The sequence below is a fragment of the Pseudomonas sp. JDS28PS106 genome, from assembly GCF_036706555.1.
In the GTDB taxonomy this organism is placed as follows: domain Bacteria; phylum Pseudomonadota; class Gammaproteobacteria; order Pseudomonadales; family Pseudomonadaceae; genus Aquipseudomonas.
In genome coordinates this window covers 125,854-150,429 of record NZ_JBAJGT010000004.1, presented here as the reverse complement: position 1 = coordinate 150,429, position 24,576 = coordinate 125,854, and the positions used below count along the sequence as shown (strand labels likewise).

23 protein-coding genes are annotated in these 24,576 nt (G+C 61.1%); 8 read left to right on the top strand and 15 right to left on the bottom strand.

The genetic code is table 11. The features are described from left to right. Positions 1 to 59 precede the first annotated feature (59 nt). Positions 60 to 587, top strand: coding sequence for an Mpo1 family 2-hydroxy fatty acid dioxygenase (locus TRP66_RS08015; protein ID WP_333400970.1), 528 nt, complete (start codon positions 60 to 62; stop codon positions 585 to 587). 145 nt (positions 588 to 732) lie between these two features. Here TRP66_RS08015 and ptsP read toward each other — a convergent pair whose 3' ends face one another. Together ptsP and TRP66_RS08005 are read right to left on the bottom strand one after the other, a co-directional pair. After that, positions 733 to 3,012: a phosphoenolpyruvate--protein phosphotransferase gene (gene ptsP / locus TRP66_RS08010; RefSeq protein ID WP_333400969.1), complete on the bottom strand. Its 2,280-nt coding sequence runs from the start codon at positions 3,010 to 3,012 to the stop codon at positions 733 to 735. A gap of 21 nt (positions 3,013 to 3,033) precedes the next feature. Further along, positions 3,034 to 3,513, bottom strand: a complete 480-nt coding sequence (locus tag TRP66_RS08005; protein ID WP_007252747.1) for an RNA pyrophosphohydrolase — start codon at positions 3,511 to 3,513, stop codon at positions 3,034 to 3,036. Between the two features lie 142 nt (positions 3,514 to 3,655). Here TRP66_RS08005 and TRP66_RS08000 point away from each other — a divergent pair, with 142 nt between their 5' ends. Next, a complete protein-coding gene (locus TRP66_RS08000; RefSeq protein ID WP_333400968.1) occupies positions 3,656 to 4,312 on the top strand; it encodes an HAD family hydrolase in 657 nt (218 codons plus the stop codon). Between the two features lie 6 nt (positions 4,313 to 4,318). Here TRP66_RS08000 and TRP66_RS07995 read toward each other — a convergent pair whose 3' ends face one another. Both TRP66_RS07995 and ilvA read right to left on the bottom strand, forming a co-directional pair. Next, positions 4,319 to 4,744, bottom strand: a complete 426-nt coding sequence (locus tag TRP66_RS07995) for a DUF2269 family protein (protein ID WP_333400967.1) — start codon at positions 4,742 to 4,744, stop codon at positions 4,319 to 4,321. A 111-nt stretch (positions 4,745 to 4,855) separates the two neighbouring features. Then, positions 4,856 to 6,370: a threonine ammonia-lyase, biosynthetic gene (ilvA, locus tag TRP66_RS07990; protein ID WP_333400966.1), complete on the bottom strand. Its 1,515-nt coding sequence runs from the start codon at positions 6,368 to 6,370 to the stop codon at positions 4,856 to 4,858. Positions 6,371 to 6,540: 170 nt separating this feature from the next. On the opposite strand from ilvA, the gene rpiA reads away from it, so the two are divergent. Next, complete coding sequence (gene rpiA, locus TRP66_RS07985) at positions 6,541 to 7,212, top strand: ribose-5-phosphate isomerase RpiA (RefSeq protein ID WP_333400964.1); 672 nt, start codon at positions 6,541 to 6,543, stop codon at positions 7,210 to 7,212. Positions 7,213 to 7,368: 156 nt separating this feature from the next. On the opposite strand, the gene TRP66_RS07980 is transcribed toward rpiA, so the two are convergent. The 4 genes from TRP66_RS07980 to TRP66_RS07965 form a co-directional block, all read right to left on the bottom strand. Continuing rightward, the gene (locus TRP66_RS07980) at positions 7,369 to 8,280 is read right to left on the bottom strand and encodes an SdiA-regulated domain-containing protein (RefSeq protein WP_333400963.1); all 912 of its coding nucleotides are present in this window, start codon (positions 8,278 to 8,280) and stop codon (positions 7,369 to 7,371) included. Positions 8,281 to 8,384: 104 nt separating this feature from the next. Next, positions 8,385 to 9,317, bottom strand: a complete 933-nt coding sequence (locus TRP66_RS07975; RefSeq protein ID WP_333400962.1) for an SdiA-regulated domain-containing protein — start codon at positions 9,315 to 9,317, stop codon at positions 8,385 to 8,387. 171 nt (positions 9,318 to 9,488) lie between these two features. After that, positions 9,489 to 10,154 carry a fumarylacetoacetate hydrolase family protein gene (locus TRP66_RS07970; protein WP_333400961.1) on the bottom strand — a complete coding sequence of 222 codons (666 nt, stop codon included), beginning with the start codon at positions 10,152 to 10,154 and terminating at the stop codon, positions 9,489 to 9,491. A 47-nt stretch (positions 10,155 to 10,201) separates the two neighbouring features. After that, on the bottom strand, positions 10,202 to 11,596 hold the full coding sequence (locus tag TRP66_RS07965) for an FAD-binding oxidoreductase (RefSeq protein WP_333400959.1): 1,395 nt from the start codon (positions 11,594 to 11,596) through the stop codon (positions 10,202 to 10,204). A 156-nt stretch (positions 11,597 to 11,752) separates the two neighbouring features. On the opposite strand from TRP66_RS07965, the gene serA reads away from it, so the two are divergent. Beyond that, positions 11,753 to 12,982 carry a phosphoglycerate dehydrogenase gene (gene serA / locus TRP66_RS07960; RefSeq protein WP_333400958.1) on the top strand — a complete coding sequence of 410 codons (1,230 nt, stop codon included), beginning with the start codon at positions 11,753 to 11,755 and terminating at the stop codon, positions 12,980 to 12,982. Positions 12,983 to 13,192: 210 nt separating this feature from the next. Here serA and TRP66_RS07955 read toward each other — a convergent pair whose 3' ends face one another. Continuing rightward, positions 13,193 to 13,828: a 2OG-Fe(II) oxygenase gene (locus TRP66_RS07955; RefSeq protein ID WP_333401331.1), complete on the bottom strand. Its 636-nt coding sequence runs from the start codon at positions 13,826 to 13,828 to the stop codon at positions 13,193 to 13,195. Between the two features lie 142 nt (positions 13,829 to 13,970). On the opposite strand from TRP66_RS07955, the gene TRP66_RS07950 reads away from it, so the two are divergent. From TRP66_RS07950 to TRP66_RS07940, 3 genes are all read left to right on the top strand, one after another. Then, positions 13,971 to 14,723 (top strand): DUF2059 domain-containing protein, encoded by a 753-nt coding sequence (locus TRP66_RS07950; RefSeq protein ID WP_333400956.1) that lies wholly within the window; start codon positions 13,971 to 13,973, stop codon positions 14,721 to 14,723. A gap of 102 nt (positions 14,724 to 14,825) precedes the next feature. After that, on the top strand, positions 14,826 to 15,251 hold the full coding sequence (locus TRP66_RS07945; RefSeq protein ID WP_333400955.1) for a hypothetical protein: 426 nt from the start codon (positions 14,826 to 14,828) through the stop codon (positions 15,249 to 15,251). Beyond that, positions 15,248 to 15,439 carry a hypothetical protein gene (locus TRP66_RS07940; RefSeq protein WP_333400954.1) on the top strand — a complete coding sequence of 64 codons (192 nt, stop codon included), beginning with the start codon at positions 15,248 to 15,250 and terminating at the stop codon, positions 15,437 to 15,439. Before TRP66_RS07945 ends, TRP66_RS07940 begins: the two co-directional genes overlap by 4 nt. Here the strand turns inward: TRP66_RS07940 and TRP66_RS07935 are convergent. Further along, complete coding sequence (locus tag TRP66_RS07935; RefSeq protein WP_333400953.1) at positions 15,436 to 16,377, bottom strand: alpha/beta hydrolase; 942 nt, start codon at positions 16,375 to 16,377, stop codon at positions 15,436 to 15,438. The genes TRP66_RS07940 and TRP66_RS07935 overlap by 4 nt on opposite strands. 208 nt (positions 16,378 to 16,585) lie before the next feature. Between TRP66_RS07935 and TRP66_RS07930 the strand changes: the two genes are divergently transcribed. Next, complete coding sequence (locus tag TRP66_RS07930) at positions 16,586 to 18,982, top strand: penicillin acylase family protein (RefSeq protein WP_333400952.1); 2,397 nt, start codon at positions 16,586 to 16,588, stop codon at positions 18,980 to 18,982. Positions 18,983 to 19,185: 203 nt separating this feature from the next. On the opposite strand, the gene TRP66_RS07925 is transcribed toward TRP66_RS07930, so the two are convergent. The 5 genes from TRP66_RS07925 to TRP66_RS07905 form a co-directional block, all read right to left on the bottom strand. Then, complete coding sequence (locus tag TRP66_RS07925; RefSeq protein ID WP_333400950.1) at positions 19,186 to 20,061, bottom strand: ABC transporter permease subunit; 876 nt, start codon at positions 20,059 to 20,061, stop codon at positions 19,186 to 19,188. Continuing rightward, positions 20,058 to 20,978: an ABC transporter permease subunit gene (locus TRP66_RS07920; protein ID WP_333400949.1), complete on the bottom strand. Its 921-nt coding sequence runs from the start codon at positions 20,976 to 20,978 to the stop codon at positions 20,058 to 20,060. The genes TRP66_RS07925 and TRP66_RS07920 overlap by 4 nt, the downstream gene beginning before the upstream one ends. After that, positions 20,975 to 22,117 carry a polyamine ABC transporter ATP-binding protein gene (gene potA, locus TRP66_RS07915; protein ID WP_333400948.1) on the bottom strand — a complete coding sequence of 381 codons (1,143 nt, stop codon included), beginning with the start codon at positions 22,115 to 22,117 and terminating at the stop codon, positions 20,975 to 20,977. Before potA ends, TRP66_RS07920 begins: the two co-directional genes overlap by 4 nt. A 55-nt stretch (positions 22,118 to 22,172) precedes the next feature. Continuing rightward, positions 22,173 to 23,267, bottom strand: coding sequence for a polyamine ABC transporter substrate-binding protein (locus tag TRP66_RS07910; protein WP_333400946.1), 1,095 nt, complete (start codon positions 23,265 to 23,267; stop codon positions 22,173 to 22,175). 173 nt (positions 23,268 to 23,440) lie between these two features. Further along, positions 23,441 to 24,538, bottom strand: a complete 1,098-nt coding sequence (locus TRP66_RS07905; RefSeq protein ID WP_333400944.1) for a polyamine ABC transporter substrate-binding protein — start codon at positions 24,536 to 24,538, stop codon at positions 23,441 to 23,443. Positions 24,539 to 24,576 lie beyond the last annotated feature (38 nt).

Sequence of the window (24,576 nt, the reverse complement as noted above, 5' to 3'; positions counted from 1 at the left end):
ACACGCTCCCTTTTCACGCTCTTACTGATGCGACAACAGGTTCCTGGGGACGAATGATAATGAAAAATCTCGTCGAGCATCTGAGCCAATACGCCGCTTACCATCGGGACTCGCGCAATATCGTGACCCACTTCATAGGGATCCCGATGATTGTGCTCGCTGTCGCGGTACTGTTGTCGCGCCCTGGCACGCACCTGGCCGGGCTCTGGTGCTCGCCGGCCCTGGCGGTTGCTGTCGCGAGCACGGTCTTCTACCTGCGGCTTGATCGCGCGCTTGGCGTGGTCATGGGCATCGCGCTGGCGCTTTGCTTGTGGGCGGGTGCTTCACTGGCACAACAAACCACGCTGGTGTGGCTGAGCGCCGGCACAGGGTTGTTTGTGCTCGGGTGGGCGATTCAATTCGTCGGTCATTACTTCGAAGGCCGCAAACCGGCGTTCGTCGACGACCTGTCCGGCCTGATCATCGGGCCGCTGTTCGTGGTCGCCGAACTGGCGTTCCTGTTCGGGATGCTCAAGCCGCTGCAAGGGGCCATCGAAAGCCAGGTCGGCCCGGTGGGGCGCAACGTGCGCAGGGCGACGACCCCGTAATCAGATGCGTAGCCTGTAGGAGCGGCTTCAGCCGCGAAGCGTCGGTACATTCAACACAAATGCGTCGGTCGTTATACCGTCTCGCGGATAAAGCGGAACGCCGCCCCGGCCGCTCCTACGGCCGCGACGCGGCGGGACGTTTGTCTTAATGACCTTTGACCGAACCGGGGTTGATCATCCGCGACAGCCCGAGGTTCTTCAGCGCCAGTTGCAGGGAGCTGCTGATGACCTGCGGGTTGTCGTTGGTCATCAACTGCGCCAATAGCTCCTTGGCCTTGCTCAGGTTGATCTGGCGCAGCATCCACTTCACTTTCGGCAGGTTGGTGGCGTTCATGGACAAGCTGTCAAAGCCCATTGCCATTAACAGGATTGCCGCAGCGGGATCACCCGCCATTTCGCCGCAGATACTGACCGGCTTGCCCTCGGCGTGGGCGTCGCGGACCACGCTCTGCAGCGCCTGAAGCACCGCCGGGTGAAGATAGTCGTACAGGTCGGCGACGCGCGGGTTATTGCGGTCCACCGCCAGCAGGTATTGGGTCAGGTCGTTGGAACCGACCGACAGGAAATCCACCTGCCGCGCCAGATCACGAGTCTGATAAACCGCTGCGGGAATCTCGATCATCACGCCGACCGGCGGCATCGGCACATCCGTGCCTTCGTCGCGGACTTCGCCCCACGCACGGTGGATAAGATGCAGCGCCTCTTCCACTTCATGGGTGCTGGAAATCATCGGCAGCAGGATACGCAGGTTGTTCAGCCCTTCACTGGCCTTGAGCATGGCGCGGGTCTGAACCAGGAAGATTTCCGGGTGATCCAGGGTGACGCGAATGCCGCGCCAGCCCAGAAACGGGTTTTCTTCCTTGATCGGAAAATACGAAAGTGCCTTGTCGCCGCCGATGTCGAGGCTGCGCATGGTGACCGGCAATGGATGGAAAGCGGCCAGCTGTTCACGATAGATCGCCAGCTGTTCCTTTTCGCTGGGGAAGCGCTGGTTGATCATGAACGGCACTTCAGTGCGATACAGACCCACGCCTTCCGCGCCGCGCTGCTGGGCGCGGGCCACGTCGGCCAGCAGGCCGGTGTTGACCCACAATGGCATGCGATGCCCGTCCAGGGTCACGCACGGCAGCTCGCGCAGCGCGTCGAGACCCTGGGAAAGCTGGCGCTCTTCCTCCACCACCTTGGTGAACTGCTGGCGCATGACGTCGCTGGGGTTGGTGAATACCTCGCCGTGATAGCCATCGACGATCAGATCGATGCCGTCGACTTTCGAGTACGGGAAGTCCACCAGACCCATGACCGTGGGGATGCCCATGGCCCGGGCCAGAATCGCCACATGGGAGTTGCCTGAACCCAGCACCGACACCAGGCCGACCAGCTTGCCTTCCGGCACCTCGCCAAGCATCGCCGGGGTCAGCTCTTCGCTGACCAGAATGGTGTTGTCCGGATAGACCAGCGCCTGCTGACGAGCTTCCTGGAGATAGGCCAGCAGGCGACGACCCAAATCCTTGACGTCCGACGCCCGCTCGCGCAGGTAGGCGTCGTCCATCAGTTCGAAACGTTTGACGTGCTCGTTGACCACCGAGCGCAGCGCGCCCTGCGCCCACTGGCCGGTCTTGATGACGTTGGTGACCTCGCTGCCCAGCGCGGCATCGTCGAGCATCATCAGATAGACGTCGAACAGCGCGCGCTCTTCGGGGCGCAATTGGGTGGCGAGCTTAGCCGACAGGGTGCGCATGTCACTGCGCACGCCTTCGAGGGCGTTCTGGAACAAGGCCAGCTCGGCGTCGATGTCGGTGACGGTCTTGTCCGGGACCACCTCGAGGTCGGCCGGGGGCAGCATCACCACCGCCACGCCAACTGCGGCACCCGGCGAGCCGGCGACGCCGACGAATTTCGCTTCCTGGATACCCTTGCCCTGACGCCCCAGACCGCGGATCGAGCCGGTGGCTTCGGCGTGGGCGATGACCCCTGCCAGTTGCGCGCTCATGGTGACGAGAAAGGCTTCCTCGCCCTCATCGAACTGACGCCGCTCCTTTTGCTGGATGACCAGCACGCCGACTACCCGACGATGGTGAATGATCGGCGTACCCAGAAACGACGCATAACGCTCTTCGCCGGTTTCGGCAAAGTAGCGGTAACGCGGGTGATCCGCAGCATTTTCGAGGTTGAGGGGTTCTTCGCGGGTGCCCACCAGGCCGACCAGGCCTTCGTTGGGCGCCATGCTGACCTTGCCGATGGACCGCTTGTTCAGACCCTCGGAGGCCATCAGCACGAAACGATTGGTTTCCGGGTCGAGCAGGTACACCGAGCAGACCTGGCTGCCCATGGCTTCCTTTACGCGCAGCACAATGATGCCCAACGCCGCCTTCAGATCCTTGGCGGAGTTAACTTCCTGGACGATCTTGCGCAGCGTATTGAGCATGGCTCGGGGTCGAACTCCGTGTCAGTCGCGCGATAACAGGCGCGGGGCAAGCTCTTTGAGTGCGCGGCGGTAGACCTCGCGCTTGAATGTCACCACCTGACCAAGCGGATACCAATAGCTGACCCAACGCCAGCCATCGAACTCCGGTTTCCCGGTCAGATCCATCCGCACCCGTTGCTCGTTGGAGATCAGGCGCAGGAGAAACCATTTCTGTTTCTGGCCGATGCACAACGGTTGGCTATGCGTACGGACCAGTCGCTGCGGCAGACGATAGCGCAGCCAGCCCCGAGTACAGGCGAGGATTTCCACGTCATGTCGTTCGAGTCCGACTTCTTCGTTCAGCTCGCGGTACAGCGCGTCTTCAGGCGTTTCCTGCGGGTTGATCCCGCCTTGCGGAAACTGCCAGGCATCTTGGTTAATACGGCGAGCCCACAGAACCTGACCAGCATCGTTTGTCAGAATAATCCCGACATTAGGACGGAAACCATCGGGGTCGATCACGGCAACAACCTCGCAAACGCATGTCGCCGCATTGTTCCACAAAGGCGATCAAACCAGCAACGAGGCTTGCCACCTTATGTGAAGACATGTGAAAACCTCGTATTCTTGGCGCCTTTCTTCAAACAATTCAGCGAGTAACCGCATGCGTCTGGCTTTATTCGACCTCGACAACACGCTTCTGGGCGGCGACAGCGACCACGCCTGGGGCGACTACCTCTGCGAGCGCGGCATCCTCGATACCGCGACCTACAAAACCCGCAATGACGAGTTCTATCAGGATTACCTGGCCGGCACGCTGAACCTGACCGACTACCTGAACTTCACCCTCGACATCCTGGGTCGCACCGATATGGCTCAACTCGATGAATGGCATCGCGACTTCATGCGCGACTGCATCGAGCCGATCATCCTGCCCAAGGCGCTGGAACTGATCGCAAAGCATCGCGAAGCGGGCGACAAGCTGGTGGTGATTACCGCGACCAACCGCTTCGTGACCGGCCCCATCGTCGAGCGCCTGGGCATCGAAACCTTGCTGGCGACAGAGTGCGAGATGGCCGAGGGCCGTTACACCGGCCGGACGACCGGCGTGCCGTGTTTCCGTGAAGGCAAGGTCACCCGTTTGCAGCATTGGCTGGAAGAAAACGCCCTGAGCCTGGAAGGCAGCTATTTCTACAGTGACTCGATGAACGACCTGCCGTTGCTGGAACAGGTCGCCCATCCGGTAGCGGTCGATCCGGACCCGCGTCTGCGCGCAGAAGCGGAAAGCCGTGGCTGGCCGGTGATCACACTGCGCAAATGAGCCGGTTCAAGCGGGCCTGAAAATCAGCAGGCTCGCAATCGCGAGGAAGCCCAGGGCGCTGAACACTGCCAGCACCAGCGTGAACCACCCGTCGCCACCCTCGCCTCGACGCAAACGGTTCAGCCGGGCGACCAGCCATGCCCAGCTGAAAATCGCCACGGTATAGATCACGCTGCTCGCGAGTATCCAGGTCTGGCCTAGCGAGAGGCTTTGCAGATGGACCAGCCACCAGCCGGTGAACGGCAGGATCGCCAGACACAAAGCCATCTGCATCCAGACGAACGACAAGGGGCGTTGCAGCAAACGAGCCTGCACGTCTTTGTCGCCTTCCAGCCGAACCTTGATGAAACCGGTCGCCAAACCCAGACCGCCCAATAGCAGAAGCGCGATAGCGACGATGTGAAGGGTTTTCAGCGCAGTGATGTATTCCATGTCGTGCTCTTCCTGAAAGCCTGGGCCCTGTAGGAGCCAGCTTGCTGGCGATCTGTCGGCCAGACCGCATTATCGTTCATCGCCAGCAAGCTGGCTCCTACAGAATTGGCATCACCCCAAGAACAAACGATACGCCGGGTTCTGGCTTTCATCCCAGTACGGGTAACCGATGTCGTCCAGCGCCTGTCCCAGCAGATAGCGTTCTTCCTCAGGTACCACCAGCGCCGCTACCACCCGGCCGTCGGCCGCGCCGTGATTGCGGTAGTGGAACATCGTAATGGTCCAGCGCCCGCCCAGCTTGTCGAGGAAGTTGAACAGCGCGCCGGGCCGCTCGGGGAACTCGAAACGCAGCACCACTTCGTCGTTCACCCGCTCGGCATGGCCGCCGACCATGTGGCGGATGTGCAGCTTGGCCAGTTCGTTGTCGGTCAGGTCCAGCACCGGGAAACCCTGCCCGGTCAGGCTGGCAATCAGCGCGTGGCGCGGATCGTTGACCGGATGGGTCTGCACGCCGACAAAGATGTGCGCCTCGCGGTCGGTATGGTAGCGGTAGTTGAATTCGGTGATCTGCCGCTTGCCGATGGCCTGGCAGAATGCCTTGAAACTGCCCGGCTGTTCGGGAATGGTCACGGCGATGATGGCTTCGCGGCCTTCGCCCAGTTCGGCGCGCTCGGCGACGTGGCGCAGGCGGTCGAAGTTCACGTTGGCGCCCGACTCGATGGCCACCAGGGTCTGGCCGGCGACGCCGGTCTGCTCGACGTACTTCTTGATCCCGGCCACTGCCAAAGCGCCGGCCGGCTCGGTGATCGAGCGGGTGTCGTCGTAGATGTCCTTGATCGCCGCACAGATCTCGTCGGTGCTGACGGTGATCACCTCGTCCACGTACTGACGGCAGACTTCGAAGGTATGCCGGCCGATCTGCGCCACCGCCACGCCGTCGGCGAACAGTCCGACCTGGTTGAGCACTACCCGCTCGCCGGCCGCCATCGCCGCCTGCAGACAGTTGGAGTCGTCCGGCTCGACGCCGATGACCCTGATCTCCGGGCGCAGGTACTTCACGTAGGCGGCAATGCCGGCGATCAGCCCGCCGCCGCCCACCGGCACGAAGATCGCGTCCAGCGCGCCGGGCTGCTGGCGCAGGATCTCCATGGCGACGGTGCCTTGACCGGCGATGGTGTCGGGATCGTCATAGGGGTGGATGTAGACCATGCCCTGCTCGTCGACCAGTTTCAGCGAGTGGGCCAGCGCCTCGGGAAAGGAATCGCCATGCAACAGCACCTGCGCCCCGCGCGAGCGCACGCCTTCGACCTTGATCTCGGGCGTGGTCTTGGGCATCACGATGGTGGCGGCGATGCCCAGTTGGCGGGCGGCCATTGCCAGACCCTGGGCATGGTTGCCGGCCGAGGCGGTGACCACGCCGCGCGCCAGTTCTTCGGCCGAGAGCTGGGCCAGCTTGTTGTAGGCGCCGCGGATCTTGAAGGAGAACACCGGCTGCAAATCCTCGCGCTTGAGCAGCACTTGGTTGCCAAGCCGCTCGGACAGCTGGCGGGCGCCATGCAGCGGGGTTTCCACGGCGACGTCGTAGACGCGGGAGGTGAGGATTTTCTTGACGTACTGTTCAAGCATCGGACGACATCACTGGCAGCTGGGGCGGGGCTGGAAGTCTAGGGTTTCTTGCGGTCGCTGCACAACCGCACAGGCTTCCGATGGACGACCACGCGAATAGCGAGGCTTTGAACGACGCCCATCGTTATAATGCTGGCCCTTTTGCATACCTCAGGCACCGTGGAGCCCGCATGACCCAGGATCAACTCAAGCAGGCAGTCGCTCAGGCAGCTGTCGATTTCATCCTTCCGAAGCTCGACGACAAGAGCATCATCGGCTTCGGCACCGGCTCCACCGCCAACTGCTTCATCGACGCGCTGGCCAAACACAAAGCCGCGTTCGACGGCGCGGTTGCAAGTTCCGAAGCGACCGCCGCGCGCCTCAAGGGCCACGGCATTCCTGTCTATGAACTCAATACGGTCAGCCATCTGGAGTTCTACATCGACGGCGCGGACGAAAGCGACGAGCACTTGAACCTGATCAAGGGCGGTGGCGCTGCGTTGACCCGCGAGAAGATTGTCGCTGCGGTTGCCGAAACCTTCATCTGCATCGCCGATGGCAGCAAGCTGGTGCCGGTCCTCGGCGCCTTCCCGCTGCCGGTCGAGGTCATCCCGATGGCCCGCAGCCATGTAGCGCGTCAACTGGTGAAGCTGGGCGGCGATCCGGTCTATCGCGAAGGCGTGGTAACCGATAACGGCAACATCATTCTCGATGTGCACAACATGAGCATCACCGACCCGGTGGCGCTGGAAACCGCGATCAACGCCATTGTTGGCGTGGTCACCAACGGCCTGTTCGCCGCGCGTCCGGCGGATCTGCTGTTGTTGGGTACGGCTGAAGGTGTGAAAACGCTGACGCGTTGAGCGTTCCACCTTCCATTACGCGTCGTCTGCGTCGCGAGCAAGCTCCCTCCCACAGGGTCTGTATTTCAAATTGAAATACCTCAGGCCAATGCAACCCGGTCGTTGTGGGAGGGACCTTGGTCGCGACGGCCATCACGGGATCTACCGCCGGGCGTTCTATTTTTCCGGCTTGCGAAACACATAAAACAGGTTCGGCTCGCTGACCAGATACAGGGTGCCCTGATCGTCCATCGCGATGCCTTCGGCCTGGGGCACGGTTTTCTTCAGGCCCAGGTTGCCGGAGGTCAATGACGCGCTGCCAACGGGATGCCCTTTGGTGTCGAGTTCCACGATCTGCCGGGACTCGTCGGACAGGGCCAGCAAATGGCCGCTGCGTTCGTCGAATTGCAGGCTGGACAGGTCGCGGACGAACAGACGAGCGTTGCGCTTCTCGTCCGATGTCACCTCAACCACGTCCGGGGCATCGCCGCCATTACGCGGGAAGCCGCGCACTTCGAGAATCTGCACCGGCTCGCGCTCCTTGGCGATGAACAGGCGCTTGTCCCGAGTATCGTAAGCGAGCCCTTCAAACCCCTTGTTGCCGCCTGAGCCGAGCGCCAGGGTGAGTTGCTCGGCATTGGCCGCATCCAGCGTCCGGGTCGTGTCATCGACCTGGACCTTGATCAGGCGCTGGCGGCGCTCGTCGCTAATCACATAAACGCCTGGGCTGATGTACTCGATGGCTTCCGAATCGCCGAAACCGGTCAGCGGAATCCGCCGCAGAATCCGGCCGTCCAGGCTCAGCTCGACGATTTCGTTTCGCTGGTTGGTCACCGTGAACAGGCTTTTGCGGTCCGGGTCGTAACTGAGCGCCGAGACATCGTCCTCAAGACCCTGAATGACTTGCCCTTCGACTTCCACCCGATACTGGTCCAGTCGCAGCGAGTCCACCGAGTCGGCTTGCCAGAGCATTTGCCATTTGAACGCCGCCTGGTCGGCGAAGCGGAAGCGGCGGTCGACGACGAACAGCAGCGCAACCACGACGGCCAGGACGAGGATGACGAGCGAATAACGGTTGAGGCGACGCATTGAGGGGGGCTCACTCCATTGACAGGCCCGTACAAATAGCAAGGCTAGATGAAGCCAAGCTTAATGGCGTTATGCCTTAGAGGGTGTTTACACCCTCTCGACCCTCAATGTTTGCGAAACGAATAGAACAGGTTCGGCTCGCTGACCATGTAGATAGTGCCGTCTTCATCCAGAGCCACGCCTTCGGCGCGAGGGATCGTGCTCTTGAGCCCGTTCATCCCCCCCAGCAGGGTCATGAAGCTGACTTGCCGGCCGTTCCGGTCCAGCTCCAGCAGCAGGTGGGAATCGGCTGACAGCACCAGCGTATGGTCGGTACGCGGATCGATGCTCAGCGACGACAGATTGCGCACGTCCAGCGCATCGCTTGAAACGTTGCGCTTCTCGCCTTTGAGAATCTCGCTGCCGTCGGCTCGCCAGGTGAAGATCGCCGCGGGTCGCTCTTCGCCCAGCAGCAACTGGTGCCTTGCCTGATCCCAGACGACACCTTCGAATCCTTTGTTCTGATTGTCCGAGCGACCCAGGTCATACTGAGTCGCGTCGGCGATATCGAGGCGGGTGGTGTCCGCCGTCACTTTCGAAATGGTCAGCAAATGCTTGCGCTCGTCGGTGATCGCGATCAGATCGTCCTCCAGCACCGCCACGCCCTCGGGATTGGCCCAGCCTTCAAGGGGAATCTTGCGCAGTACATCGCCTTCGAGGCTCAGCTCGACAAGGAACGGGTTTCTGCCCATGACCGCGAACAGGGTTTTGCTGACCGGGTTGTAGGCAAGGTCGGAAGCTTCGTCCTTTTCCATGCCCGGCAGAATCTTCGCGTCGATATCCACTTGGTAATCGGGCAGCCAGACACTGGCATGACGCTCGGCTTTGCTTTGCCAGGACTCACGCAGCCACAGCAGTGCGCGGTCGTCCCAATGCATGGCGAAAGCCAGGCCGTAGGCCATGCAAAGAACCAGCGCCATCCAGATATACCGACGAAACGGGCGAATCCGGACAAGCCAGGACCGGGGGAAAGGCGGGAGTGAGGAAGCAGTAGCCATTGAATCGTTCCAAGCAGATTGACGTCACCACAACGACCGCTCCAGATGGAGCCGGCAGGATTATCCAGATCGTTTGTGAAAAAAACGACAATTCATCGGAACAGGTAGGGAAAAACGAAAAACCGCCTGACGGTAGTGTCAGACGGTTCGGCAAAGCAGGCCGGACTTTTCTTAGCGCACGACGCTTTCGTAGCGGCTGTGACCGGTCAGCTCCAGCACAATGCGATCGCCCGGCTCGAAAGGGCCGACGCCGGCCGGGGTGCCGGTCATGATGATGTCGCCCGCTTGCAGCGAGAAGTTGGCCGCCATGTGCTGGACCATCGGCACGATCGGGTTGAGCATCAGGCTGCTGTTGCCGTCCTGAACGACCTTGTCGTTGATCGTCAGGCGAATGCCGATATCGGTGAGATCAGGATAGGTCCCGGCCGCAAGGAAAGGCGCGATGACCGCAGCCCCGTCGAAGCACTTGGCCAGTTCCCAGGGCAGGCCTTTCTCGCGCAGCCGGGATTGCACATCACGCAGCGTCAGATCCAGGCCCGGCGCGAAGCCGCTGATGGCGTCGACCACTTCTTCGGCCGACGGGTTCTTGCTCAGCGGTTTGCCGATCAGCACCACGATCTCGGCCTCGTAATGCACCGAGCCGCGATCGGTCGGGATGCTGAAGCTGTCTTCCAGCGGCACCACGCAGCTGCCAGGCTTCATGAAAATCAGCGGCTCGGTCGGGACCGGATTTCCAAGCTCCTTGGCGTGCTCGGCGTAGTTGCGGCCGATGCACACCACTTTACCCAGCGGGAAGTGGATGCTCGTTCCATCGGCATATTTGTGCTGGTAGCTCATGACGTCTCCTGGGTCTTTTAAGTGTGCTTGGTTTTATTGGCTAAAGATCAGAGCGGGAAAATCTTGCCTGGATTCATGATCTCGTTGGGATCGAACACCGACTTCAGGGCTTTCATGTATTCGATTTCCACCGGCGAACGACTGTACGTCAGGTAGTCACGCTTGGTCATCCCCACGCCGTGCTCGGCGGAAATCGAGCCGTTGTACTTCTCGACCGTCTCGAACACCCACTTGTTGACCCTGGCGCATTTGACGAAGAACTCGTCCTTGTCCAGATCCTGTGGCTTGAGGATGTTCAAGTGCAGGTTGCCATCGCCGATGTGCCCGTACCAGAGCACTTCGAAGTCCGGGTAATGCTCGCTGACGATGGCATCGATTTCGGCCAGGAACTCCGGTACCCGGGAAACGGTGACCGAGACGTCGTTCTTGTACGGCGTAAAGTGGGAAATGGTTTCGGAGATGTACTCGCGCAGCTTCCAGAGGTTGCGCAACTGCTGCTCGCTCTGGCTCATGACGCCGTCCAGCACCCAACCCTGCTCCACGCAGTGTTCGAAGATGGTCAGCGCGTCATCCGCCAGCTCGGGCGTGGCCGCTTCGAATTCCAGCAGGACATAGAACGGACATGGGGTATCGAAGGGCGAAGGCACGTCGCCACGGCTCATCACCTTCGCAAATGACTTGTCCGAGAAGAATTCGAAGGCCGTCAGGTCGATCTTGCCGTGGAAAGCATGCAGCACCGGCATGATCGAGTTGAAGTCGCTGGTGCCCAGCACCATGGCGGTCAGATTGCGCGGCGCGCGGTCCAGGCGCATGGTGGCTTCGACCACGAAACCCAGCGTGCCTTCCGAACCGATGAACAGCTGGCGCATGTCGTAGCCGGTCGCGTTCTTGATCAGGTCTTTGTTCAGCTCCAGCACGTCGCCCTTGCCGGTGACGACCTTGAGCCCGGCTACCCAATTGCGGGTCATGCCGTACCGAATGACCTTGATCCCGCCGGCGTTGGTGCCGATGTTGCCGCCGATCTGGCTGGAGCCTGAAGACGCGAAGTCCACCGGGTAATACAGCCCTTTTTCCTCGGCCAGTGTCTGCAACTGGCGGGTAATGACACCCGGCTGGCAGACCACGGTGCGGTCGGTCAGGTTGACGTCCAGCACCTGATTCATTTGGTCGAACGACACCACCACTTCGCCATTGGCTGCAACGGCCGCCGCAGAAAGCCCGGTGCGCCCGCCCGAAGGCACCAGCGCGACGCGATGCTCGTTGGCCCAGCACACGATGGCCTGCACATGCTCGGTGGTTCGCGGGAAAACGATGGCGGACGGTGCCGGCGCGAATTGCTTCGTCCAGTCCTTGCCATAGACTTCGAGGGAGTCGGTGTCGGTCAACACCTTGCAGGGGTCAATCAGGGCCTTCAGCGTGTCAATCAAAACAGAAACGTTCATCGACTCAACTCTCGAACCATTCATGGGCATCCTGAGAACGGTTCACGTTCAGGACTGAGGTTTCGCGGGGTCCTTATGCTAGCATACGACCCCCGCGAATCGAGCCTGATGGCCGATCCGGCCCCTGCCATTTTCTCCGGGATACAGGTTACGCAGATGAGCAAGACTTCCCTCGACAAGAGCAAGATCAAGTTCCTTCTTCTCGAAGGCGTCCACCAATCCGCTGTCGACGTCCTCAAGGCCGCCGGCTACACCAGCATCGAGTACCACACCAAGTCGTTGCCGGAAGCCGAGCTGAAGGAAAAGATCGCCGACGCTCACTTCATCGGTATTCGCTCCCGTACCCAGCTGACCGAAGAGCTGTTCGACTGCGCGAAGAAACTGGTTGCGGTGGGTTGCTTCTGCATCGGCACCAACCAGGTCGACCTGAACGCAGCGCGCGAGCGCGGCATCGCGGTGTTCAACGCCCCGTACTCCAACACCCGTTCCGTGGCTGAGCTGGTACTGGCCGAAGCCATCCTGCTGCTGCGCGGCATCCCCGAGAAGAACGCCTCCTGCCACCGCGGCGGCTGGATCAAGAGCGCGGCCAACTCGTTCGAGATTCGCGGCAAGAAGCTGGGCATCATCGGCTACGGCTCGATCGGCACCCAGCTGTCGGTGCTGGCCGAAGGCCTGGGCATGCAGGTCTATTTCTACGACACCCTGACCAAGCTGCCGCTGGGCAACGCCGTTCAGGTCGCCAGCCTCACCGAGCTGCTGGGCATGTCCGACATCGTCACCCTGCACGTTCCGGAAACCGCTGAAACCCAGTGGATGATTGGCGAGAAGGAAATCCGCGCCATGAAGAAGGGCGGCATCCTGATCAACGCCGCGCGTGGCACCGTGGTGGAGCTGGACGCCCTGGCCAATGCGATCAAGGACAAGCACCTGATCGGCGCGGCCATCGACGTATTCCCGGTCGAGCCACGTTCCAACGACGACATTTTCGAAAGCCCGCTGCGTGGCCTGGACAACGTGATCCTGACCCCGCACATCGGTGGCTCCACCGCCGAGGCTCAGGCGAACATCGGTCTGGAAGTCGCCGAGAAGCTGGTCAAGTACAGCGACAACGGTACTTCGGTATCGTCGGTCAACTTCCCGGAAGTAGCGCTGCCTGCTCACCCCGGCAAGCACCGCCTGCTGCACATCCACGAAAACATTCCCGGCGTGCTCAGCGAAATCAACAAGGTGTTCGCGGAAAACGGCATCAACATCTCCGGTCAGTTCCTGCAGACCAACGAGAAAGTCGGCTACGTGGTCATCGACGTCGACGCCGAGTACTCCGACCTGGCGCAGGCCAAGCTGCAACAGATCAAAGGCACCATCCGTTGCCGCGTTCTGTTCTGATTCCTGATCAGGCACAAAAAAAGGAGACCTTCGGGTCTCCTTTTTTATCGCCAGCAAGCTGGCTCCTACAGATTGGGCCGTAGGAGCCAGCTTGCTGGCGATCCGTTTTGCCGGCGACGAAAGCCCGTCAGGCAGGCACATTCCACATCTGGAATGCAGCCAGGTGGGAGGGAGCTTGCTCGCGACCTGACGCGCAGCGGCAGCCATCTCTTATGCAAACAACTCATTCCCCCGCCGCCTGAACCACCCGGTCAACGACAGGCGATCCCGCGTCGCCGGCAGCACTTCGTGCGGGACTTCGCCGGACAGAAACACCACCAGACAACCCCCAACCGGCTGCACGTCGCAGGCGCCTTCGTCCTTGAGGTACATGCGCAGCTGGCCGCCGTGCTCCGGCAGCCAGGCGTCGTTGAGATAAAGCACCGCCGAGACCATGCGCTTGTCGTCATCGCGGAAGCGGTCCACGTGACGCAGGTAGAACGCGCCGGGCGGATACAGGGCGAAATGGCTTTCGTAGTCTTCGAGCCCCAGGAACAATCCGCGATTGAGCGCCTGGCGCAGGCTGTCCATGATTGCCAGATAGTCGTCGCAGCATCCGGCCTGCCCCGGCTCGATCCACTGGATACGATCGCCGCGAATGCCCTCACGAATTTCCTGCGCCGCGCCACGCCCGATCCCAGCCGGTTCCAGTTCACCTTCGGCCGCACGTTTGCGGCACTCCAGCGCCAGTTCACGGGTCAGATTTTCGGGCAGGAAAATATCCTGCCGCGACCAGCCCTGAACGGCCAGGTCGTCGACGATGCGGAGCAGCAGCGGGTGATCGGAGGGTATGTGCATGGCGTGCATAGTATCCATAAGCCCCGCGCTCCGACAGAGGCCCGGATACAGCATTGTGGTGCGCATGAGTTTTCATTCGGCAGGGGCAGTCATAACTCGACAAAGCCCCGTTCACACCCCGAGAATAGCGGCCTGCCGACAGGAGTCCCGAATGCGTCGTTTGTTTGTTGTGCTGTTGATGTTGTGTGCCGTGCCTGTCTGGGCAGACAGCTACGATTCGCTCTACAAGGCGGCCGGCTGGCCGGAACAACGGGCGCATTTCAGCGAGGCGGTCAAAGCCGCCCAGCAACGCTATAAAGACAACCTGCCTCCGGCGGTCTATCAGGCGCTGGTCAACAACAGCAACCAGCGTTTCTCGCCGCAGGCGATGGATCAGCGCGCCGAACGACGCCTGCGGGAAAGCCTCAAGGACCCTGCGCCGGCGTTGCAGTTTTTCCAGTCGCCGCTGGGCCGCAAGATCGTCAAGGCCGAACTCACCGCTACGCGTCCCGACCAGTTGGCCAAGCATGCCCAGGGCCTGCCGATCATCGAAGCCGACGCCACCCGCCAACTGCTGATCGGTCATCTGTCCCAGGCCCTGCCCGCCAAGCAGGCCGGCGCCGAGGTCAGTCTGGCGATCGCGGGCGTCGCGGCCGACAGTCTCAGTCAGATGATTCCCGGCCTGCTGGGCGGCGGGCAGGCGCAGGGCATGCTCGAAGGTCAGCGTGAGCGGCTGATGGCCCAGATCAGCGCGGACCTGAACAACACGCTGCTATACGTCTATCGCGAGCTGTCGGACCCTGAACTGGAAGAGTTTTCCACGTTTGCCGAATCCGCCGAAGGCCAGGCGTATTACCAGGCAGCCCTAGCGGCGATCCGCGCCGGGCTTGCGGTCGGCCAGAACGCTTCCGCCCTGTCCAACTGACAACTCGATTCTGTATTCTGTCCGATCAAGGCGGAGCCGGATTTCCGTCATGAACGTACTTCGCTAGACGATTCTCGTCACGGCTTTTTCCAAGGATGAAAAATGTCTGATTTTTACAAGTATTTCAAAGAAAACATGGATGCTCTAAACCTACCGGCGCCGGAGTCCCTCTTCGGCAGCCTTACGGCGGCAGTAAGCACTGCGTCAACGATTCTCGGGATCATTGAGAAGCTTGGGCCGAGCGTAACGCTGCGAGAAATTATCGGCGCGGCTACAAAGCTGGAAGCGCTTGCTGTCATCGGTGCAGTTTCAGCAGCTTATTACGCTGGCGCCGTCATCGGCAGTATTGCCGTGGCAACCGGTCGGACCCTGGCGAACGGAACGTCGCTAGGAGACGTGCTGTTCACAGCCGAAAAATACAATCTGAAACCTGACTGGCTTTCAAAGTATTTGAGTTCATACCCAGGTATCTACCGTGCCGACGTCCCGGGACGCGCCCATTATCGCCACAGGCTCGCAATGGTATGAAAGACTCTTTAGCGCTGCTTGCCACGGCCCTGGCGTTCGCCTTCCTTGCTTCGCTTTTCTGGCAGGGCCTGGGAGAAGACAGCTTCGCGATCTTGGGGTTGCTCACGATGACAGCCCTGACTGTCGACAACTTCTGCCTGCGGCGAAAGCTGAAAGCCTTGAATGCAAAGTCGGACAGTCCTGACTAGCGCAGGCGCTCTGAGAGAAACTTGAAGTAGCAGGCCCGCAGCTCGGGTGACTCGTTCGCCAGATGATGACGGGCCTGATCGAGCATCAGAATCCGCGGCTCGCTGAATTTGGCTTTCAGAATCGTCAGGTTGTGCAGCCAGTCGACGGTCATGTCGGCATCACCCTGGATGATCAGCGGGCTGCGCGCGCAGGCGGGCGCCCGCTCGATGCGCACGATCCACTGAGCCAGCGCACCTACCCAGGCCGTCGGCAGGCGACGCGGTTGCAAAGGGTCGGCCAGCAGGAACGGCAGGAATTCCGGCACTGTGGTGTTTTCCGTGAAGCGCCGGGCGATTCCTTTCACGAACGGCTTGAGCGCGTAATAGCTCAGCCGCGACCAGCCCCAGGCGCGCGGGCGCACCAGCGGTGACAGCAGCACGGCCTGACCTTGTGCCGGACTGTCCACGCCGTGATGCAGCAAATGATCGATCACGATCGCCCCGCCGGTGCTTTGCCCGCACAAATGCCAGGGATGCGGTAGCCCGAGGGTTTCGGCTTCGAGCATCAGCCGCTCCAGCACGCTCTGGTATTCGGCGAAGTCGTCGATGCTGGCCCGGCTGCCGCTCGACAGGCCGTGACCCGGCAGGTCGCAGGAAATGACCGCGAAACCCTGGGCCAGCGCCCAGTCGATCACATGTCGATACAGCCCCATGTGGTCGTAGAAGCCGTGGAAAACGAACATCGTCGCCACCGGGTTTTCAGGTAGCCACACCTGACCGACGATTTCATAACCGCCTACGTCCAGCCGTCCCAGCCAGCACTGGATCGGAGACTCGTCAGCTCCGGGAGCCAGGCCATAGAAACGCTGGTAGGCCTGGGCATGCGCGACAAGGGGAGCCCTGGCATTCAGAGGCGCAAGACTGGAACGTAATTCATCGGGTTCGAAAGTCGCAGACATCGGGCATCCAGATCGGCAAAGGCGGTGCACAGTTGTGCACCGATCTTCGGCTGTTAAACCAGACATGGCAAGTTACGTCTTTTCAAACTGAACCGTCTGACAGCCAGGACTGTGACACCCGGCGCACAATGACGCCCGACTACCCGGCCAAGCCCTGAGTCTGTAGCCTGCCAGACCTTTGCAAACGCCTTTATCACAAGGAAGCCCGATGAAGCGCAGCTTCAAGATCGTCCTGATTCTTCTCCTCCTGTCGATCGTCGCACTGGTCGTCGGCGGCATCTGGTACGTGCGCGGCAAGCAGCCGCAACGCGACGGCGAGATTGCCCTCGATCACCTGCAGGCGCCGGTCAGCGTGCGCTACGACGAGCGCGGCGTGCCGCATATCAAGGCGGGCAATCAGGCCGACATGTATCGCGCCCTGGGCTATGTGCACGCGCAGGACCGGCTGTTCCAGATGGAGATGCTGCGCAGACTGTCCCGGGGCGAACTGGCCGAGGTCCTGGGGCCACGCCTGATCGACACCGACAAGCTGTTTCGCAGCCTGCGTATTCGCGAGCATGCGGCGGCCTACGTCGCCCGCCAGGACCCGAACACCCCGACCTGGCAAGCGTTGCAGGCCTATCTGGATGGGATCAATCAGTATCAGGACAGCCATCCCCGACCGATGGAGTTCGATGCGCTGGGTATCCCGAAACGTCCCTTTACCGCTGAAGACACCGTGAGCGTGGGCGGCTATCTGGCCTACAGTTTCGCAGCCGCCTTTCGCACCGAACCTCTGCTGACCTACGTTCGCGATCAGCTGGGCGCCGGATACCTGAAGGTGTTCGATCTCGACTGGCATCCGCAAGGCATGCTGGATTCGAAGCCCGCATTGACCGCAGGCGACTGGAAAAGCCTCGACCAGCTGGCGCAACTGAGCCTGGGCGCCCTGCAGGACGCTGGCCTGCCGCAGTTCGAAGGCAGCAATGCCTGGGCGGTTTCCGGCAGTCGGACCCGCAGCGGCAAGCCATTGCTGGCGGGCGATCCGCATATCCGCTTCTCCGTGCCCTCAGTGTGGTACGAGGCGCAGCTCTCAGCGCCGGGGTTCGAGCTGTACGGCCATCATCAGGCGCTCAACCCGTTTGCCTTTCTCGGCCACAACCTCGACTTCGGCTGGAGCCTGACCATGTTCCAGAACGACGACGTGGATCTCGTCGTCGAGAAGACCCACCCGCAGAATCCGAATCAGGTGTGGTACCACGGGCAATGGGTCGAGATGACCAGCACCGAGCAGCAGATCGCCGTAAAAGGCCAGCCACCGGTGACCATCACCCTGCGCCAGTCGCCCCACGGCCCGATCGTCAACGACGTCATGGGCAAACTGGCCGGGCAGGCCCCGATCGCCATGTGGTGGTCGTTTTTGGTGTCGGAAAACCCGGTTCTGGACGGTTTCTATGAAGCCAATCGGGCCGACACGCTGGAGAAGATGCGCAACGCCGCCGAGAAGATCCAGTCGCCGGGCCTGAATATCGTCTGGGCCAACGCGGCGGGCGACATCGGATGGTGGGCCGCGGCGCAACTGCCGGTGCGCCCGGCGGGCGTGAATTCTGCCTTCCTGCTGGACGGCAGCACGCAGGCCGACAAACAGGGTTTCTACCCTTTCAGCGCCAACCCTCAGGAAGAGAACCCCGCGCGCGGTTATATCGTCTCGGCCAATTTCCAGCCGCTGTCTCCCACCGGCATGGAGATTCCCGGTTACTACAATCCCGCCGAACGCGGACAGCAGTTGAATCGCCAGTTGAGCGGTCCACAGGTCAAGTGGGATCTGGAGTCCAGCGCAAAACTTCAGCTCGGCACCCGCACCGACTATGCACCGGGCATCCTTCGCTCGCTGCTGCCCGACCTTCGCGCCGCCGCGGGCAACCCGAAGGAGCAGGCGCTGGTCGAAAAGCTGGCGACGTGGGACGGCGATTATCCGGTCGAGTCAGTGGCGGCGACACTGTTCAACCAGTTGCTGTTCGATGTGGTGGAAAAGGCGTTTCACGATGAACTGGGCGACGGGATGTTCGGCACCCTGCTCTCGACCCGAGTGCTGGATTCGGCCGTGCCCCGGATCGCCGCCGATGCACAGTCGCCCTGGTGGGACAATCGCGCGACTGCGGCCGTGGAAACACGTGCCGACATCGTAAAGGCTGCCTGGCAGAACAGCCTGGCGCGCCTGACGTCGCTGTACGGCGAAGATCCCGAGCAGTGGACCTGGGGCAAGGCCCATACTCTGACGCACGCGCATCCGCTGGGTTCGCAGAAACCGCTGGACCTGATATTGAACGTAGGCCCCTTCGCCGCGCCCGGCACCCATGAGGTGCCGAACAACTTGTCTTCGGAAACCCGACGAGCACCGTGGCCGGTGAACTACGGCCCTTCGACCCGCCGCCTGATCGACTTCGCCGACCCTGCGCATAGCCTGGGCATTAACCCGGTCGGCCAGAGCGGCGTGCCGTTCGACCGGCATTATGCGGATCAGGCAGAGAGGTTCGTGAAAGGAGAGTATGTGCCGCAACGATTTACGGACGAAGATGTGGCAGCGCATACGGAGGGGGTTTTGAGGCTGGTTCCGGCACGGTAGAAACGCGATCTGTCCGATAGACCGTATCGACCCTGTCGCGAGCAAGCTCCCTCCCACGGTTCGCGTATCGATTGTGGGAGGGAGCTTGCTCGCGACGGAAGCGACGCGGTGTATCTTGTGATACGCCTACAGCCAGCGAGACGAATCGCCAGCAAGCTGGCTCCTACAGAGACGGTGTAGGAGCCAGCTTGCTGGCGATAACGTCACGCGGCCCGACGCGGCTCCGGCTGTTTCCAGGAATCCGCGGCGGCTTCTTCGATGGCCTGCTGAATCGCGCGCTTGCGGCGCTCTTCCGCGCTGCGGGTGTAGTACCAGACCAGGAAGGTCGCCAGCGATACCGCCAAGAGGATCAGGCTCGCAACAGCGTTGATTTCCGGCTTCACACCCAGACGCACGGCCGAGAACACTTCCATCGGCAGCGTGGTCGAGCCAGGGCCCGATACGAAGCTCGCCAGCACCAGGTCGTCCAGCGACAGCGCGAACGACATCATGCCGCCCGCCGCCAGGGAAGGCGCGATCATCGGGATGGTGATCTGGAAGAACACCTTCCAGGGCCGCGCACCCAGATCCATGGCCGCCTCTTCGATGGACATGTCCAGCTCACGCAGACGCGCCGAGACCACCACCGCCACGTAGGCCGCGCAGAAAGTCGTGTGCGCGATCCAGATGGTGACGATGCCGCGCTCCTGAGGCCAGCCGATCAACTGCGCCATTGCCACGAACAGCAGCAACAGCGACAGACCGGTGATCACTTCCGGCATGACCAGCGGCGCGGTCACCAGACCGCCAAAGAAGGTACGGCCCTTGAAGCGCGTGATCCGGGTCAGCACGAAGGCCGCCATGGTGCCCAGCGCGACAGCCGCAATCGCCGTGTAGCAGGCGATTTCCAGCGAGCGCATCACCGAGCCCATCAACTGGGTGTTGTCCAGCAGGCCCACGTACCACTTCACCGACCAGCCGCCCCATACCGTGACCAGTTGCGAGGCGTTGAACGAGTAGATGACCAGAATGACCATCGGCGCGTAGATGAATACCAGTCCGAGGACCAGCATCAGGTTCGAGAATCGAAAGCCCTTCATGCCTTGCCCTCCAGTTCTTTGGCCTGGCTGCGGTTGAACAGGATGATGGGCACGATCAGCACCAGCAGCATGATGACCGCCAGGGCGGACGCCACCGGCCAGTCGCGGTTGTTGAAGAATTCCTGCCACAACACGCGGCCGATCATCAGGGTTTCCGGACCGCCGAGCAGTTCAGGAATCACGAACTCGCCCACCACCGGGATGAATACCAGCATGCAGCCGGCGATGATCCCGTTCTTGGACAGCGGCACGGTGATCTTCCAGAAGCTGTTGAAGGTGCTCGATCCCAGGTCGGACGCGGCTTCGAGCAGGCTGTGGTCGTGCTTCACCAGGTTGGCATAGAGCGGCAGGATCATGAACGGCAGGTAGGAATAGACCACGCCGATGTACACCGCCAGGTTGGTGTTGAGGATCTGCAACGGCTCGTCGATCAGCCCCAGCCACATCAGGAACGCATTGAGCAGCCCGTTGTTGCTGAGAATGCCCATCCAGGCGTAGACGCGGATCAGGATCGCGGTCCAGGTCGGCATCATGATCAGCAATAGCAGGACGGTCTGCACGTCCTTGCGGGCGTTGGCGATGCCATAGGCCATCGGGTAGCCGATCAGGAGGCACAGTAGGGTGCTGACAAACGCCATTTTCAGCGAGCCGAGATACGCCGAGATATACAGATCGTCGCCGCTGAGCAGGGTGTAGTTGGCGAGGTTCAGGATGACCTGCAACTTCTCTTCCGCGTAGCTGAAGATCTCGGTGTACGGCGGGATCGCCACGTCAGCTTCGGCGAAGCTGATCTTGACCACGATCAGGAACGGCAGGGCGAAGAACAGGAACAGCCAGAGAAACGGAACGCCAATGACCACTTGCCGGCCATTGGGAGCGATCCGCTTGAGCGCGCGTTTGACCTTGCGAATCTTCATGAGCGCAGTACCACGCCGCTGTCGTCTTCCCACCACACGTAGACTTCGTCGCCCCAGGTCGGACGCGTGCCCTGGCGTTCGGCGTTGGCGACGAACGACTGCACCATCTTGCCGCCGGGCAATGCCACGTGGAACACCGAATGACCGCCGAGGTAGGCGATGTCATGCACTTTGCCGCGCGACCAGTTGTATTCGAAAGATGGCTGTTCGGTGGTGATCAGCAGTTTTTCCGGACGCAGCGCGTAGGTGATGTGCTTGTCTTCGACGGACGTGCTCACGCCGTGGCCGACGTAGATATGGCGTTCGAGTTCGGGACTCTGGATCAGCGCATGGCCTTCCATGTCCTCGATCACTTCGCCTTCGAACAGGTTGACGCTGCCGATGAACTCGCAGACCAGCCGGCTGGTCGGGGTTTCGTAGATATCGATCGGGCTGCCGATCTGGGCGATCCAGCCCAGGTGCATGATCGCGATGCGTTCGGCCATGGTCATGGCCTCTTCCTGGTCGTGGGTCACCATCACGCAGGTCACGCCGACCCGCTCGATGATTTCCACCAGCTCCAGCTGCATCTGCGAGCGTAGCTTCTTGTCCAGCGCGCCCATGGGCTCGTCAAGGAGCAACAGCTTGGGCTTCTTCGCCAGCGAACGGGCCAGGGCCACACGCTGACGTTGTCCGCCGGACAACTGGTGCGGCTTGCGCTTGGCGTACTGGGTCATCTGCACCAGCTTGAGCATCTCGGCCACGCGGGCATCGATCTCGTCCTTGGGCAGCTTGTCCTGCTTGAGGCCGAACGCGATGTTGTCCGCCACGGTCATGTGCGGAAATAGCGCGTAGGACTGGAACATCATGTTGATCGGACGATCGTACGGCGGCATGTCGGTGATATCGACGCCGTCGAGGAAAATCCGGCCCTCGGTCGGACGCTCGAAACCGGCCAGCATGCGCAGCAACGTGGATTTGCCAGAACCCGAACCGCCCAACAGGGCGAAGATTTCGCCCTTGTTGATTTGCAGGGACACATCGTCCACGGCAACCGTTTCATCGAATTTTTTCGTGACCCGGTCGATCTTGACCAGAACCTGCTTAGGTTGCTGACCGCCTTCGAGGGCTTTCTTGTAGGCGCCGGAGGCAACTGCCATGGGTGAAACTCCCAACACAAGTGCAGCCCGGCCTGCACGACCGGGCGCTGATTTTTTATTTGCCCGACTTGACCTTGGTCCAGCTGCGGGTCATCAAGCGTTGCACCTTGGGTGGCAACTCACTGTTTACATATAGCCGGTCCTGCACTTCCTGCGGCGGGTAGACCGCTTCGTCGGTGCGGATGTCCTGATCCATGAATTCCCCGGATGCAGGGTTGGCGTTGGCGTAGCCGACTTCATCGCTGACCTGGGCGATCACCTTGGGGTCGAGCATGTAGTTGATGTACGCGCTGGCGGCCTTGACGTTCTTCGAGTCCGCCGGAATGGCCAGCATGTCGAACCACAGGTTGCCGCCCTCTTTCGGGATGCTGTAGGCGATGTTCACGCCCTTCCCGGCTTCTTCGGCGCGCGCCTTGGCCTGGAAGACATCGCCCGAGAAGCCGGCCGCGACGCAGATGTCGCCGTTGGCCAGGTCGGTGATGTACTTGGACGAGTGGAAATAGGTCACGTAGGGACGAATCGCCAGCAGCTTCTCTTCGGCCTTCTTGTAGTCGGCTTCCTTGGTGCTGTTGGGGTCCAGGCCCATGTAATTGAGCACGGCTGGCAGCATTTCGTCAGCCGAGTCGAGGAAGGCTACGCCGCAGCTGGAGAGCTTCTTGATGTTCTCCGGCTCGAACAGCACCGACCAGGAATCGATCTTGTCGACGCCCAGCGCGGCCTTGACCTTCTCGACGTTGTAGCCAATTCCGTTGGTGCCCCACAGATACGGCACGGCGTACTGGTTGCCCGGATCGTTCTTTTCCAGACGCTTGAGCAGCGCCGGGTCGAGGTTCTTGTAGTTGGGCAGCAGCGACTTGTCGAGCTTCTGGAAAGCGCCGGCCTTGATCTGCTTGCCCAGGAAATGGTTGGACGGCACGACCACGTCGTAACCGGTCCGGCCGGCCAGCAATTTGGCTTCCAGGGTTTCGTTGGAGTCGAAAACGTCGTACATCGGCTTGATGCCGGTCGCGCTTTCGAAATCAGCCAGCGTGGTTTTGCCGATGTAATCGGACCAGTTGTAGATGTGCACGGTGGATTCGGCCTGGGCGCTGACTGCAAGCGTCAACCCGGCACCGACCAGCAGGGCTTTGGAGAAAGTTGAAATAGACAAAGAGTGGGTCCTTTTAACAGGGGGAGCCTGGAAGCCGGAGCGCATCCGGACAACGGAAACCGGCGCGCAACTTACCTTCTAAAGATCCATCCAGCAAAGTTTTCGACAACATTCCTGTCTGTTGAAGGCTGCGCAGCCCGGGCTACGCAGCATCCACAGCTTTTATGACAGATTTATTTACCCGATTTGATCTTGGTCCAGCTGCGAGTCATCAGGCGCTGGGTAGCGGCCGGCAGATCCGCGATGGCATACAGTTTGGCCTGTACATCCTCAGGCGGGTAAACGCCCGGATCGCTGGTGATGTCCTTGCTGACCAGCGGCGTGGCGGCCGCGTTGCCGTTCGGGAAGCGCACGGCGTCGGTGATTTCGGCCATGATTTCAGGCTTCATCAGGAAGGTCATGAATTTGTATGCACCTTCGACGTTCTCGGCATCCTTGGGGATGGCGACCATGTCGTAGAAGCTGCCTGCGCCTTCTTTCGGAATGTTGTAGCTCACCTTGACCTTGCCGCCGGCTTCTTCGGCGCGGGACTTGGCCTGGTAGATGTCACCCGAGTAGCCGACCGCGACGCAGATGTTGCCGTTGGCCAGGTCCGAGATGTACTTGGACGAGTGGAAGTAGCCGATCGAAGGACGGATCTTCATGAACAGCGCTTCGGCTTCGGCCAGTTGCTTCTTGTCCTGGGAGTCGGTCGGGTAGCCCAGGTAATGCAGCGCGATCGGCAGCATTTCGGTCGGCGAATCCAGGAAGCTCACGCCGCAGGATTTCAGCTTGGCGGCATTCTCTGGCTTGAACAGCAGGTCCCAGGAATTGACCGGCGCATCGCCGCCGAACGCAGCCTTGACCTTCTCGGGGTTGTAGCCGATACCGATCGAGCCCCACATGTACGGGAAGGCGTGCTGGTTGCCCGGGTCGCTGACGGAAACGGCTTTGAGCAGCGACTCGTTCAGGTTTTTCCAGTTCGGCAGCTTGGACCTGTCCAGTTCCTGATAGACGCCGGCCTTGATCTGCTTGGCGAGGAAGTTGTTGGACGGCACCACGATGTCGTAACCGGACTTGCCGGCCAGCAGCTTGGCTTCGAGCGTTTCGTTGCTGTCGAACACGTCGTAGACGACCTTGATGCCCGACTCTTTTTCGAACTTGGCGATGGTGTCCGGTGCGATGTAGTCGGACCAGTTGTACACGTGCAGTACTTTGTCATCGGCCTGTGCAGCTGCTGCCACAACGCCCATGAGGGAGACGGCGAGAAGGGTCTTGCCAAATTTTTTCATGCAAACAGCTCCAATGTTTTTATCACTGACCGTTAGGT